This is a genomic window from Thermoactinomyces sp. DSM 45892 (assembly GCF_900107305.1).
Lineage (GTDB): Bacteria > Bacillota > Bacilli > Thermoactinomycetales > Thermoactinomycetaceae > Baia.
In genome coordinates this window covers 55,414-69,519 of the sequence record NZ_FNPL01000006.1, presented here as the reverse complement: position 1 = coordinate 69,519, position 14,106 = coordinate 55,414, and the positions used below count along the sequence as shown (strand labels likewise).

At 44.1% G+C, this 14,106-nt stretch carries 13 protein-coding genes; 9 read left to right on the top strand and 4 right to left on the bottom strand.

From position 1 onward, the window contains the following. Positions 1–94: 94 nt before the first annotated feature. From pyrR to pyrE, 7 genes are all read left to right on the top strand, one after another. On the top strand, positions 95–637 hold the full coding sequence (pyrR, locus tag BLU58_RS06245) for a bifunctional pyr operon transcriptional regulator/uracil phosphoribosyltransferase PyrR (RefSeq protein ID WP_093291364.1): 543 nt from the start codon (positions 95–97) through the stop codon (positions 635–637). Positions 638–845: 208 nt separating this feature from the next. After that, positions 846–1,766 (top strand): aspartate carbamoyltransferase catalytic subunit, encoded by a 921-nt coding sequence (locus BLU58_RS06240; protein WP_255404629.1) that lies wholly within the window; start codon positions 846–848, stop codon positions 1,764–1,766. A 1-nt stretch (position 1,767) separates the two neighbouring features. Continuing rightward, complete coding sequence (locus tag BLU58_RS06235; RefSeq protein ID WP_093291363.1) at positions 1,768–3,051, top strand: dihydroorotase; 1,284 nt, start codon at positions 1,768–1,770, stop codon at positions 3,049–3,051. A gap of 15 nt (positions 3,052–3,066) precedes the next feature. Continuing rightward, positions 3,067–4,176: a glutamine-hydrolyzing carbamoyl-phosphate synthase small subunit gene (carA, locus tag BLU58_RS06230; RefSeq protein WP_093291362.1), complete on the top strand. Its 1,110-nt coding sequence runs from the start codon at positions 3,067–3,069 to the stop codon at positions 4,174–4,176. Continuing rightward, positions 4,169–7,393, top strand: coding sequence for a carbamoyl-phosphate synthase large subunit (gene carB, locus BLU58_RS06225; RefSeq protein ID WP_093291361.1), 3,225 nt, complete (start codon positions 4,169–4,171; stop codon positions 7,391–7,393). Before carA ends, carB begins: the two co-directional genes overlap by 8 nt. A gap of 72 nt (positions 7,394–7,465) precedes the next feature. Then, positions 7,466–8,203: an orotidine-5'-phosphate decarboxylase gene (pyrF, locus tag BLU58_RS06220; RefSeq protein WP_093291360.1), complete on the top strand. Its 738-nt coding sequence runs from the start codon at positions 7,466–7,468 to the stop codon at positions 8,201–8,203. After that, entirely contained in the window at positions 8,200–8,787 is a 588-nt protein-coding gene (gene pyrE / locus BLU58_RS06215; protein ID WP_093291359.1) for an orotate phosphoribosyltransferase, read from the top strand. The genes pyrF and pyrE overlap by 4 nt, the downstream gene beginning before the upstream one ends. Before the next feature lie 55 nt (positions 8,788–8,842). Here pyrE and BLU58_RS06210 read toward each other — a convergent pair whose 3' ends face one another. From BLU58_RS06210 to BLU58_RS06195, 4 genes are all read right to left on the bottom strand, one after another. After that, positions 8,843–9,508: a hypothetical protein gene (locus tag BLU58_RS06210; RefSeq protein WP_093291358.1), complete on the bottom strand. Its 666-nt coding sequence runs from the start codon at positions 9,506–9,508 to the stop codon at positions 8,843–8,845. Positions 9,509–9,556: 48 nt separating this feature from the next. After that, positions 9,557–9,808, bottom strand: a complete 252-nt coding sequence (locus tag BLU58_RS06205) for a hypothetical protein (protein ID WP_093291357.1) — start codon at positions 9,806–9,808, stop codon at positions 9,557–9,559. A 112-nt stretch (positions 9,809–9,920) separates the two neighbouring features. Further along, positions 9,921–10,562: a pyroglutamyl-peptidase I gene (gene pcp / locus BLU58_RS06200; RefSeq protein ID WP_093291356.1), complete on the bottom strand. Its 642-nt coding sequence runs from the start codon at positions 10,560–10,562 to the stop codon at positions 9,921–9,923. Between the two features lie 25 nt (positions 10,563–10,587). Further along, the gene (locus BLU58_RS06195) at positions 10,588–12,312 is read right to left on the bottom strand and encodes an Rqc2 family fibronectin-binding protein (RefSeq protein WP_093291355.1); all 1,725 of its coding nucleotides are present in this window, start codon (positions 12,310–12,312) and stop codon (positions 10,588–10,590) included. Positions 12,313–12,465: 153 nt separating this feature from the next. Between BLU58_RS06195 and BLU58_RS06190 the strand changes: the two genes are divergently transcribed. Together BLU58_RS06190 and BLU58_RS06185 are read left to right on the top strand one after the other, a co-directional pair. Beyond that, a complete protein-coding gene (locus BLU58_RS06190) occupies positions 12,466–13,284 on the top strand; it encodes a methyltransferase domain-containing protein (protein ID WP_093291354.1) in 819 nt (272 codons plus the stop codon). A gap of 127 nt (positions 13,285–13,411) precedes the next feature. Further along, positions 13,412–14,023, top strand: a complete 612-nt coding sequence (locus BLU58_RS06185; RefSeq protein WP_093291353.1) for a lipoprotein BA_5634 family protein — start codon at positions 13,412–13,414, stop codon at positions 14,021–14,023. The last annotated feature ends 83 nt before the right edge of the window (positions 14,024–14,106 follow it).

Sequence of the window (14,106 nt, the reverse complement as noted above, 5' to 3'; positions counted from 1 at the left end):
AAGGGCACGGATATGAAATGGTGGCGTTTGTCCACTTGTGCTTCTTGTCTAGCTAGGACAAGAAGCATCTTTTTTGCCCGGAAGGAGGATAAATGTGGAAAAAGTCATCTTAGACGAGGCGGCAATCCGTCGGGCCTTGACCCGAATCGCTTATGAGATATTAGAACGAAATAAAGGCGTAGAAGATATGGTACTAGTCGGGATAAAGACGCGTGGTGTAACGCTGGCTGAGCGTCTTGCTGAGAGAATCAAGCAAATCGAAGGTAAGGAGTTATCCATTGGTGAATTGGACATTACGTTGTACCGTGACGATCTCTCTGAGAAGAGCGAGCATCCTCATGTTCGAGAGACAGCAATCCCTGATATCATTGGGAAAAGAGTAATTCTTGTAGATGATGTATTGTTTACAGGTAGAACGATTCGCGCGGCGATGGATGCACTAATCGACATAGGGCGACCACAGTTGATCCAACTTGCAGTCTTAATTGATCGCGGGCATAGAGAATTGCCGATCCGTCCAGATTTCATCGGAAAAAACGTTCCCACTTCTCGTAATGAGATTGTCTCAGTAGTCGTGAGTGAAGTAGATGGTTTGACAGATTCGGTTACGATTCGTGAAAAAGAGCAACGATCTTAAAAATAAATAAAGCACCCTTTTAAGATAGTCCAGAGAGGCTGGCAAAGGGAAAGGATATACAGAATCGGTTCATGGGCACACGTATATAACGGGCTAAGTGAACCACACTAAGTAGACTTATTCTGTGTAGATACCTAACTCTTTGCCAACTGGTAAAGAGTTTTTTTCTATATAAAACGATCATTCGAGCGGGGGAGAGACTTTTATCGTGGTGAAACCATATCAGCATTTATTAGATACTGAATTTCTCAGTAAAGAAGAGATGCAGAGTTTACTGAGCCGAGCTCGTTTTTTTGAAGAGCATCATGAAGAGAGCACGAAAATGTTTCAAAATCGCTTTGTGGCGAATCTCTTTTTTGAACCAAGCACTCGCACCCGCTTCTCCTTCGAGGTTGCAGAAAAACGTCTTGGTTTAAATGTACTTCATTTTAGTGAAGAGGTCTCCAGTACGACGAAGGGTGAGTCCATGTATGACACGGTGAAACTACTCTCTTCGATTGGAGTGGAGACGGTTGTCATTCGCCATCGAGATGAAAGAGTGATTACGGAATTAGCGAAGCAAGATACAGGTTGTACATTTATTAATGCAGGTGCAGGTTCTTGGGCCCATCCAACGCAAGCTTTATTAGACTTATACACCATCTGGGGGCACTTTGGTGATGAGATAAAAGGATTACGTGTCGCGATCATTGGGGATTTAAAACATAGTCGTGTGGTTCGCTCCAACATTTGGTCGTTACAGAAATTTGGAGCCGAAGTAGTTGTGAGTGGTCCTCCTATGATGAGGGACGCAGAGATCGAAAAGCGGGTCCGTTATGTGGATTTTGAGGAAGCGATTCGGAGTTCAGATGTAGTGATGTTGCTCAGGGTGCAATTAGAGCGTCATGAACAAAAGGTATTTGAGGGTGCAGAGGCTTACCTGCAAAGCTACGGTATGTCGCAAGAACGATTTGCTCAGATGAAATCTCATGCCATTCTCATGCATCCGGCACCGATGAATCGCGGGGTAGAGATTGCAGATGAAGTAGTAGAATATCCGCGTTCTAAGATTTTTACGCAGATGTGCAATGGGGTGTGGACACGGATGGCTGTGTTAGAACGGGCTTATTTAGGAAGAGGAGGACACTAAAATGCGACTATTATTACAAAATGGACAAATACTAAGCAAGGATAATACCTTGATCAAACAAGATATTTTAATCGAAGGAAGCAAAGTAGTACAAATGGCTTCCGAAATTCAAGCGGAGGATAAAATGCATGTGATCCCCCTCGCAGGTAAGCTAGTCATTCCGGGATTGATTGACATGCATGTTCATCTTCGAGAACCTGGATTTGAAAAGAAAGAAACGATTGAGACAGGGAGTTTAGCGGCGGCACGTGGTGGTTTTACGACGATTGCTTGCATGCCAAATACAAGGCCTGTCATTGATACACCCGAAACAGTAGAGAAGATTATTCAGGAAGCTAAGCGTGTAGGAAAAGCTCGCGTCTTACCACTTGGAGCGATTACGATCCGCGAATTAGGACAGGAGCTAACGGACTTTAGGGCGCTAAAAAAAGCAGGAATCGTCGCACTTTCGGATGATGGAGTGGGAGTACAGAATAGTCACATGATGAAGGAGGCAATGCGAAAAGCACATGAACTCGGCTTATCGATTGTGGCACACTGTGAGGATGATACGCTTGCAAAAAGTGGCTGTGTCCATGATGGAGAGTTTGCAAAAAAGCATGGATTGCTAGGAATTCCTAATGAAGCAGAGGCGATTCATGTAGGTAGGGATATCTTGTTAGCGGAGGATGTGGGGGTTCATTATCATGTTTGCCACATTAGTACAGAACAATCGGTTCGCCTTGTGCGAGAAGCAAAATCGCGTGGGCAAAAGGTGACAGCGGAAGTAACTCCACACCACTTACTTCTGACAGATAGAGAGATTCCAGGACTGGATCCACTGTATAAGATGAACCCGCCGCTTCGTTCAGCTGAGGATCGTGCCGCACTTATTGCCGGTTTGAAAGATGGTACCATTGAGATCATCGCTACGGATCATGCGCCTCATACATTGGAAGAAAAAGCGATGGGAATGGAACAGGCACCATTTGGCATCGTTGGACTTGAAACCGCATTTCCACTGATGTATACACATCTAGTTTGCACAGGTGAACTACTCTTGTCTGAGCTGGTAGAGAAGATGACAAGGAAACCAGCAGAAATCTTTGGGCTTCCATACGGCGAACTAGCTGAGGGGAAGCGAGCCGACCTCACCGTAATCGATTTAGAGATAGAAAAAGAGATCGATCCTGCGAGCTTCTACTCGAAAGGAAAGAATACGCCATTCACAGGTTGGAAATGTAAAGGATGGCCCGTACTTACCTTACTAAATGGAATGATTACGTATCAAGAAAACGAGAAGTAGAAGGAGGAGATCCATATGAAGCAGGCACGGTTGTTGTTAGAAGATGGAACATGTTTAGTTGGGAAATCATTCGGTGCAGAAGGAACCTCTGTAGGTGAAGTGGTGTTTAATACGAGTATGACTGGATATCAGGAGATTTTAACCGATCCTTCTTACTATGGACAGATGATCACGCTTACCTATCCGCTTATCGGAAATTATGGTTTTACTCGTGATGATGATGAATCGATTCGCCCTTACGCATTTGGATTAATTGTTAGGGAGCACGCCGAATACATGAGTAATTGGCGGCAAGAAGACTCGATTGACGAGTGGTTGAAGTTACACAAAATCGTAGGGATCTCCGGAATTGATACACGCATGCTGACCCGAAAAATTCGCTTGCATGGAACGATGAGGGGGATTTTAACTACAGGTACGGCCTCAGAAGACGAATTACAAGAAGTATTGCGTAATACGCCTTTGATTACAGATCAAGTGAAGAATGTAAGTACTCGTAGCGTGCATATCAGTCCCAACACTGGAAAAAGAGTGGTGTTGATGGACTTTGGTAGTAAGCACAATATTCAGCGAGAGTTATCAGAACGAAATGGTGAAGTGATTTCGGTGCCATATCGTACAACAGCGGAAGAAATCCTCCGTTATCGGCCAGATGGGGTTATCTTAACGAATGGGCCTGGGGATCCCAAAGATGTTCCAGAGGCGATCGAAACCGTGCGGTCTCTACTCGGAAAAGTGCCCATTTTTGGCATCTGTCTCGGTCATCAACTCCTTTCGCTAGCTTGTGGGGCAGATACAGAGAAGTTGAAGTTTGGACACCGTGGGGGGAATCACCCGGTCAAAGAAATATCTTCTGGGCGAACGGTGATGACAGCACAAAATCATGGCTACACGGTAACGGCGGAATCGATTGATCGCACGAGGTTACGCATTAGTCATGTGGCGTTAAATGATGGAACGATAGAGGGAGTAGAACATCTCGATTTCCCAGCATTTAGTGTGCAATATCACCCAGAATCGGCTCCTGGACCACTTGATTCCGGCTATCTATTTGACCGTTTTATGGAAATGATGGAACACGGAAAAGATGCCTATGAGAAGAAAGGGGAGAAGGTTCGTGCCTAAAGATCTTACACTTAAGAAAATCCTAGTAATTGGTTCTGGTCCTATCGTGATTGGCCAAGCAGCAGAGTTTGATTATGCAGGAACACAAGCTTGTCAAGCGTTGAAGGGAGAGGGAGTGGAAGTAATCCTGATCAACTCCAACCCGGCAACGATTATGACCGATACCAACATGGCGGATCGAGTTTACATTGAACCTCTTACTCCCGAGTTTGTTACACAAATTATTCGCAGAGAGCGTCCAGATGGCTTGCTCCCGACATTAGGTGGACAGACAGGTCTTAACCTAGCGGTGGAGTTGGCTAAACAAGGTGTACTGGAACGAGAAGGTGTGAAACTGCTTGGTACCGATTTACGAGCGATTACCTGTGCAGAAGATCGGGATGAGTTTCGTACTTTGATGTACGAGATAAATGAACCGGTTCCTTCAAGTGTGATTGTGAACACAGTTGAAGAAGCTGTATCCTTCGCTACGAGCAATGGATATCCGGTTATCGTACGTCCTGCTTATACATTAGGGGGTACAGGTGGCGGAATTGCAAAAGATGAAGCGGAACTCCGAGAGATTGTAGATAATGGATTGCGATATAGTCCCATTACCCAATGCCTGATTGAACAGAGCATCGCGGGAATGAAAGAGATTGAGTACGAAGTGATGCGCGATGCGAATGATAACTGTATCGTGGTTTGTAATATGGAAAACTTTGATCCAGTAGGGGTTCATACAGGGGACAGTATTGTGTTTGCTCCGAGTCAAACGTTATCAGATCGTGAATATCATATGCTTCGTAGCTCTGCGCTTAAAATCATCCGCGCCCTTGATATTAAAGGGGGATGCAATGTGCAGTACGCCCTCGATCCACATAGCTTCCAATACTATGTGATCGAAGTAAATCCGCGGGTAAGCCGTTCCAGTGCTCTTGCTTCCAAAGCAACGGGTTACCCGATCGCGCGGATTGCGGCGAAAATAGCGCTGGGCTACACACTAGATGAACTAAAAAATCCGGTAACAGGTCAAACATACGCTTGCTTTGAACCTGCTCTTGATTACGTGGTTAGCAAGATTCCGCGCTGGCCGTTTGATAAGTTTATCTCTGCCAATCGTCGTCTTGGAACGCAGATGAAAGCCACAGGGGAAGTAATGGCGATCGGTCGTACACTAGAAGAATCTCTGCTTAAAGCAGTTCGTTCTTTGGAGATCGGGCTAGATCACATCGAACTTGCCGAAGCGAAGCAATTAACCCAAGAAGAGTTAGAGAAGCGACTCGCCGAAGCGGATGATGAGCGACTTTACCTGCTAGGAGAATGGTTCCGCAGAGGATGTTCGCTAGAAACTGCCTATGAGATTACGAAGATTGACCGATTCTTCCTTTATAAAATCGGGCGCATTATAAGCTTAGAAGAAAAGATTGCAAAGGAGGAATCGTTATCACATGAGCTCATGTTAGAAGCTAAACGAATGGGCTTCACGGATTCTACGATTGCTCGTCTGCGAAGAGAAACAGAACGTCATGTTCGAGATCTACGAAAAGAACTACAAATCAAACCTGTATATAAAATAGTAGATACGTGTGCCGCTGAGTTTGAAGCCGCAACCCCTTATTACTACTCAACTTACGAGCAAGAGGACGAAGGAAAGAAAAGCAATAAAAAGACCGTACTCGTACTCGGATCAGGTCCCATTCGCATTGGTCAAGGGGTAGAGTTTGACTATGCTACGGTACACGCGATCTGGGCGATCCGTGAGGCGGGGATGGAAGCGGTTATTATTAATAACAACCCGGAAACGGTTTCGACCGACTTTAATACTTCCGACCGGCTTTACTTTGAGCCACTTCATAGAGAAGATGTGCTCCACATTATTGAAAAAGAGAATCCAGTTGGCGTCATTGTGCAGTTTGGTGGACAAACGGCACTTAACTTAGCTCGGGACCTACGGGAAGAAGGGATTCCGATTTTAGGTACATCCTTGGAAGAGATCGATCGAGCAGAGGATCGAAAAAAATTCGAGAAACTTTTAAGTGAAACTGGAATCGCACAACCACCTGGAGCGGCTGTTACCTCAATTGAAGCGGCTGTGGAGACAGCAACGAAACTGGGCTATCCCGTACTAGTCCGCCCTTCTTATGTACTAGGAGGCAGGGCGATGGAGATCGTCTACGGTGAAGCTGAACTGAGACAATACATGGTGCAAGCGGTGAAAGTAAATCCAGAACATCCGGTTCTCATCGACCGCTATTTACTAGGGAAAGAGTTAGAAGTGGATGCAATATGTGATGGCGAAACAGTGCTCATTCCAGGAATTATGGAACATATCGAACGAGCGGGTGTTCACTCAGGAGACTCAATTGCCGTCTATCCACCCCAATTTATCACCGAAACCCACAAGCAGAAATTGGTAGAGATCACTACAAATATTGCTAAGTCCCTTCAAACAAGAGGTCTAATCAATATCCAGTTTGTTCTCTATAAAGAAGAGATGTATGTGCTAGAAGTAAACCCTCGAGCTTCTCGAACCGTGCCTTTCTTGAGCAAAGTAACCGGAATCCCAATGGCACAAGTAGCCACCCGCATCATGCTTGGAGAAACGCTACAAGACCAGGGGTATGAAGAAGGCTTATGGCCTGAGGCTCCAGAAGTGGCTGTAAAAGTGCCCGTCTTCTCCTTCGCTAAATTGCGCAGGGTAGATGTTACACTAGGACCAGAGATGAAATCAACTGGTGAAGTGATGGGCCGAGATCGTGATTATGCTCGCGCTGTCTATAAAGGTCTCGTTGCCGCAGGTATTCATATGCCTCGCTTTGGAACCATTGTAGCCACCATCGGTGACAAAGAGAAAGATGAAGCGATCCCGCTCATGCGCCGTTTCCACCAGCTTGGTTTCCAGATTGTATCAACAGCTGGAACGGCAGATGCACTCGAAGAAGCAGGACTTCCCGTAAGACGTGTCTGCAAACTAACAGAAGGCTCCCCGAACATTATCGACCTCATTCGCAAAGGGGAAGCCGATCTAGTCGTAAATACCTGGACCAGAGGCAAGACTCCCGCTCGTGACGGGTTCCGCATCCGCCGAGAAGCAGTTGAGCACGGAATAGCTTGTCTCACATCCTTGGATACGGTGGAAGCCCTTCTTACTACATTGGAGTCGATTCATATGTCAGCGGAGCCAATGAGTCCGCCAGTGGTGACAAAAAAACAAGAAGCTGTGTTTATTGGATGAATAGAGAGTCAGGTAAGGACCCTGAAACACCCGCACCGCATTTCATAGCATTTTATAGGAAGGGTTTTGAGTATGGATCAAGCACGTCGCCAATTGATGATCGCTCTAGATCTACCATCTGGAGAGGATGCAGAGAAATTTCTTACCCATTGGCAGGGGGAAGAAAAACCGTGGATTAAAGTAGGTTACCAATTGTTCTATGCAACAGGCCCACGTTGGATCTATGAGCGAAAACAAGAAGGATACTCAATTTTTCTTGATTTAAAGCTACACGACATACCGAATACGGTAGCCAAAGCAGTAGAATCGATTAGCAAGCTAGATGTAGATTTCTTAACCCTTCATGCCATGGGAGGCTCTGAGATGATAAAGCATGCTCGTGAATCTGCTGAGAAATGTGCTTCCTCTTCCGAATGTCGGACCCGTCTTCTAGCGGTTACCCAACTGACAAGTACGCACGAGGAAATGTTACACGATGAAATCGGCATCAACGGTTCAATGGAGCAAGCGGTTTTACGATCAGCCAAGCTTGCTCATCAAGCAGGGGCGGATGGAGTGATCTGTTCAGGTCAAGAAGCAAGAGCGATTAAAGATGCGACAGAGCCTTTCTTTCTAGCCGTAACACCAGGGATTCGCCCTGTAGGAGCCTCTGTAAACGATCAGAAAAGAGTTGTCACTCCGACTGCGGCGATTCAGGCAGGAGCAGATCATCTAGTAGTCGGACGCGCGATTACCCATGCACTTGATCCACTCAAAGCGTATCATCAAATCCTACAAGAAATCATAGACGCCAGGGGGAATCACAGATGAAACCAGAATGGAATTTATCCGAAGCACTCACACGTACTGGAGTTGTAAAAGAGGGACATTTTCTTCTTTCTTCAGGGCGACATAGCAAACAATATATGCAATGTGCTCAGTTACTTCAACACCCATCAGATGCAGAGCAAGCAGGACAAGCCATCGCGAATCTGTTTCGTGATTTAGAGATTGATGTGGTAGTAGGTCCTGCACTTGGCGGAGTGGTGATCGCTCATGAAGTAGCTCGTGCCTTAGGAGTTCGCTGTCTATTTGCCGAACGAAAAGAGGGCGTTATGGAACTTCGTCGTGGATTTGAAGTAGAAATGGGAGAACGCGTTCTAGCAGTAGAGGATGTCGTTACCACAGGTGGCTCGGTACAAGAAGTGGTTACCCTTTTAGAAGGAATGGGGGCGGATGTAGTTGGAATTGGTTCCATCGTTGATCGAAGCCAAGGGAAAACACCTTTCACTGTACCTTACCGTGCTCTGATGCCAATCGAGATTCAGTCGTGGGAAGCAGAGGAGTGTCCTCTTTGTGCAGAAGGGACTCCTGTCGTCAAGCCTGGAAGTCGAACACCTGTATCAAAGAAGTAATAAACATCTAAAAAAGTCGATCTCCAAGCGATATGTTCGAGGAGATCGACTTTTTTTATTTCTCCCAATTTAAATATCCTACAATTCCAAAACAGAAGAGGCAAAAAACGAGTTGAAACCAGTCTTGCCACATTCCTTGAAACCCTGTATCCGTTTTGATAGCAATAGGGATCATGACGAAGCTGAGACGGGTGTATCCTTTTTCATATTGTTTCCGAAGGAGATATTTAATGGTGGAGATAAAACAGTATAGCTTCCCTGCAAAGATAAGAGTATCGATGTGATAAGGGTCAAACAGGGCACACAATACAAAAACAAGGAACCCCCAAATCCGTTGGAGCCAATCGATAACGACTGGATGAAGGATCACTTCGACAGGTGAATCAGAAGAGCGGGAGAGGTGGCTATGAAGTTGTCTGCCGTATACAAAAAGGAAGATAGTCCAGCCGATCAGGCCGCCTAAAAAACTAGCTATTCCAAAGTGCTCTGTTCGACCGATGTCATGCAAACTTCCTAAGCTAAACAGGAGAAATGCAAATCGGATAAGGGATTCGGATCGTTGCTGCTGAATCTCATACTTGGCGGTACTAAAGAGTAGATACAGGGTTGCCAGCAGAAATAGGAATGCTGGAGATGGAAGGAAGATCGTAATCATGAGATAGATACATAATCCAATGCTTCTTTGTACCCATGTGAAAGGACTGGTTTTATCTGTACGCATTGGCCGCTACACCCCTGTCTCCACAGATTGAAGATATCAAAACCTTTTTCATTTGGATTGCTTTCCTCTACCAATCAGTAAAATCAAACCATCTAGTAACCATCCAAATGCATACCATATCAACATACTGTACAAATAGATACCAATGGAAGAGAAACCGACTCCACCTTGTGCTAGTTCATACCAACGCAAGGGACTTGTTAGATCCAATAAGATTTGTTTTTGATCAAACCCAAGAAGATGAAAAAGGATCACACAAAAATAGAGAAATGGAAACCAGAAATGAAATTCCACCTTCACGGAGAGACAACTCACTTTCGTACAAAAGGTTGTTAATATGATTATAACAGATTATTATGTTTATTCTAATAAAAAAACGACTGAGCTACTTGGCCAGCTCAGTCGTTTTTTTTTAATGAGTTTGTCCGCCTTCTAGGAGCAGATCTTGTTCATAGCCCACAGATACTTGAATCGCTATCTCAATCCCGCGTATCATTTCATTTAAAGGCAGGGATGCCATCAGGGGGCGCGTTTGGATCTGCTCGGGTAGAAAAGGGATATGGATAAACCCGCCACGAATACTACTTTTTCTAATTTCATGCATGAGTCCGTAAAAAACGTGGTTGCATACATAGGTTCCAGCTGTTTGAGAGACGGAGGCAGGTAGTCCAGCATCACGTAAATGCTTCACAATCGCTTTAATCGGTAAGCTGGACCAAAATGCTGCAGGTCCTTCCTTGATAATGGGCTCATCGATCGGCTGATTCCCTTTATTATCGGGGATTCCCGCGTCATCTATATTAATCGCGATTCGTTCGATGGATAGGTCAGAGCGCCCCCCAGCCTGTCCCACACAAATCACAATATCAGGCTTTACTTCTTGTAAAGCCAACCTTAATTGATCAATCGCTTCTCCAAAAACACAAGGAAGTTCAAAAGAAACGATCTTATATGTTTCCGTTTCCCTTTCATCAAGAGCTTTTGCAATCTCCAGTGAGGGATTGATTTTCTCCCCTCCAAATGCTTCAAATCCAGTTAGCAATATGGTTTTCATCCTCAGACTCCCCATCTGTAAAGGATTAATGTGCTTTGGGTTTGGTCCGCTTTAACATCTCGCGAACGATATTTTCATCTGGGGTTACATACAATGTTTGTTGATTTTCATAAATAACAAATCCAGGACGAGCACCTGCAGGCTTTTTCACATGCTTGATTGTGACATAATCAACTGGAACTTGACTCGACTCGCGGGCTTTGCTGTAATATGCCGCTAGTGTAGCCGCCTCTAAAAGCGTTTCCTCACTGATTTCTTTACTACGAATGACGACATGTGAGCCGGGGATATCTTTGGTATGAAGCCATGTATCGGAGTTATGGGCGAGTTGATGGGTGAGATAATCATTTTGCTTATTATTTTTCCCCACTAAAATGAGCGTCCCATCTTTTGCATACATACTGATGGGATTCGGCTTCTCTTTCTTCTTTCGATTCGGGCGACGCTGTGTACGTATCCAGCATTCTTCTTCCAGCTCTTCCCGAATCTGTTCCACTTCTTTTAAAGAGCTGTTTTCTAACAATACAAGTACCGATTCTAAATACTGAATCTCTTCTTGCGCGATGGCGATCTGTTCCAGATTGTACTTCTTGGATGCTTTTCGTTTGTTATAACGTTTATAATATCGTTGTGCATTTTCAGAAGGGGAGAGTAGAGGGTCTAACTGAATCTCGATCTGTTTTTCTTCTGGATCATAGTAGTTAACAAGACGGACAAACGAGTCTCCACGCTGTAGTTCGTGCATATATGTCGTTAACAGTTCCCCCTTGATACGCTCTTCTTCCACTAAATCCGATTCAGCAACTTCCTTGCGTAGTATTTCGATTTTCTTCTCGTTTTTCTCCAGCTCATTCGTCAATCGTTTAATGAGATCTAGCGTCTGCCCGCGAATTCGATCGCGATCTGCTTTTCCGTAATAAAATGAATCGAGGCACTCGCTCATCGTTTCAAAATGAAGATACTCACCCGATAGGTGGGTTAGTTCCGTGCCATAGAAATAATGCCTTCCCTCTACTTCCACACGGGTTGGTTGATATTGATGAGTACGAAACTCCTCTATTAGCTGATGAAAAGCATTCCACAGATTTTTTCGATCTCCGATCCCTGCACGAAACACAATCTCTTTGGCAACTAAAGGGCCCAGTCCGAGAAACCGATTTACTAACTGTTTGTCTAGCCGGCCCGCAAGATAGTCAAATCCAGAGAGAAAGGTCGTTTCATCCACCTCAAACGGGTCTAGCTTCTCTTGAGCAGGTGGATATTCATAATCCCGACCGGGTAAGACTGGACGTACTTTACTTACCGAGTAAGGGACCCGGCGAAGCGCATCCATGATTCGATTTGTCTCAAGGTCCAGCAGGATGACATTACTTGTACGACCTAATATTTCAATCGAGAGCCTTCGCAGTACTTCATCCCCTAATTCGTTTACCCCTCGAATATCAATCTGTACAATCCGCTCCATGCCTACCTGCCTGATCGCTTGAATCAAAGAACCCTCCATATGTTTGCGAAGAAGCATACAAAACATAGGCGGTTCCTTTGGATGATCCACAGGAGACTCAGTAAATTGGAAGCGAGGATAAGCAGGGTGGGCAGATATGTATAGTTTATGGTTTTGCCCTTGCGAACGAATATATAGCATCAGTTCTGTATCACTTGGTTGGTAGATTTTACTGATTCGTCCTCCAATCAACTTGGTTATCAGTTCATGTGTAACTGCACGGGTTACGATTCCGTCAAATGACATAAGTATATTCAGTCCTTTTATCCATTACATTTATCGGTATTCCTATTGTACCTGAATTCAACTTCCTGTTGCAGAAAGAAAAAAGTCAATTTACAAGTTATTGTTTGCTTCCACCCAATCCAATTACAATTGCGTTATAGGAGTGGATACAAAATGATGAACCAAATTGCTAAAAACATTTATCGTTATCGAAAAGAAAAGGGATTGACACAAGAAAGACTTGCGCATTCATTAGGAATTACCCATCAGGCGATCTCAAAATGGGAGAATGAACAAGCTATGCCAGATATTACACTGCTTCCTGCGATATCGAAGATACTGGAAGTAAGCATAGATAAATTATTGGGCTACGTTTCCCATGATAAACAAATTACGATTTACGAAAAAGCTTACGAAACACCAGATTACTACTGGGGGTTCCAGCCGAATGCAGACTGCTATCAGATTCTCGAATATATACCACCTATTCGGAATGTGAAACTATTAGATATTGGATGCGGGGAGGGGAGAAATGCGGTCTTTTTTGCAAGAAATGGCTATGATGTAACCGCATTTGACATTTCAGATGCAGGAATTGAAAAAACGAAGAGACTGGCTGACCACGTGGGAGTAGAGGTAAAGGTGTTTAAAGCCGATTTACTAGACTTTCGACTAAACACTCACTTTGACATTCTCTTCTCCAGTGGAGTACTCCATTATATAAGCCTTAAGTATCGAGAAGAGCTATTTCAAAACTACAAGGACTATACCCATCCAGGGGGAATGCATTTCTTCAACGTATTCGTACAAAAGCCCTTCATTCCACCTCCACCCGAAAACGAACCAAATCATCATGATTGGAGGTCGGGAGAGTTATTATCGCATTATCATGACTGGTTGATAGAGAGTAGTTCAGAGGACATTATGAATTGTAATTCATCAGGTATTCCACATAGACATGCTATGAATAGGGTGGTGGCTAGGAAGATATGATGTAGAACAGAAATCTTACAAGCAAGTAAGGTATGTGTAATGAAAATCGATGGAAGCCATAAGCGATACACAGTAAATTGTAATGTGTAAATTGAAATAGTATGAATAAATAAGGGAGCAGTGGTTTATGAAGAAGTTTTTTATTTTCGTTAGTATCGTTGCTGTATTCATTGGTGCTTATTTTTTCTTTAGAGCAGATGCTCTTCATTATTTCGGTCGACATAATGGAGCTATCGTGTTAGGAGATAAAGCAGAAGTGCAACGGGTGTTATCTACTTCTAAGGATAAAATTTCTGCTCAGCAGACTTATGTCGTCAAGGAAGGGATTGTTGGTGACAAAAAAGTTCTTTTCCTATCGAAAACTACAGCGGAAGCATTACACAAAAAACGCGTCTTTCAAACGATCAAAAAAGCGAAAGGGAATGGAATAGATCTAGAAAAACTAAGTACGCTCCCTTCGATTCCAGCGGGCAAAGGCATTCTGTTTACTCGAGAAGAATGGAAAGAAATCCTTACCAAAGAAGTAGAGTCCGAACATAACGTGACTACAGAATATAAAAGTGATACCATCATAAGCGGTTCTCGCCTTCCCCAAGATGCTTCCTACGTAATCGTAGATAATAATACGTTTTCGTCCATCAAAGCGTCAGAAAAGCTACTAGCTGTATTTCTAACAGATGGAGATTCCATCCACTATCCAGACGCGGTAGAATATTCAAATACGAGTATAAAGCCTTGAACACGAAACAAAGCGTCAATCAAAAAATTGTGTCTGATAAATCAAAGAAGCTAGCTTTTGACAACTAGCTTCTTTTTTGATGT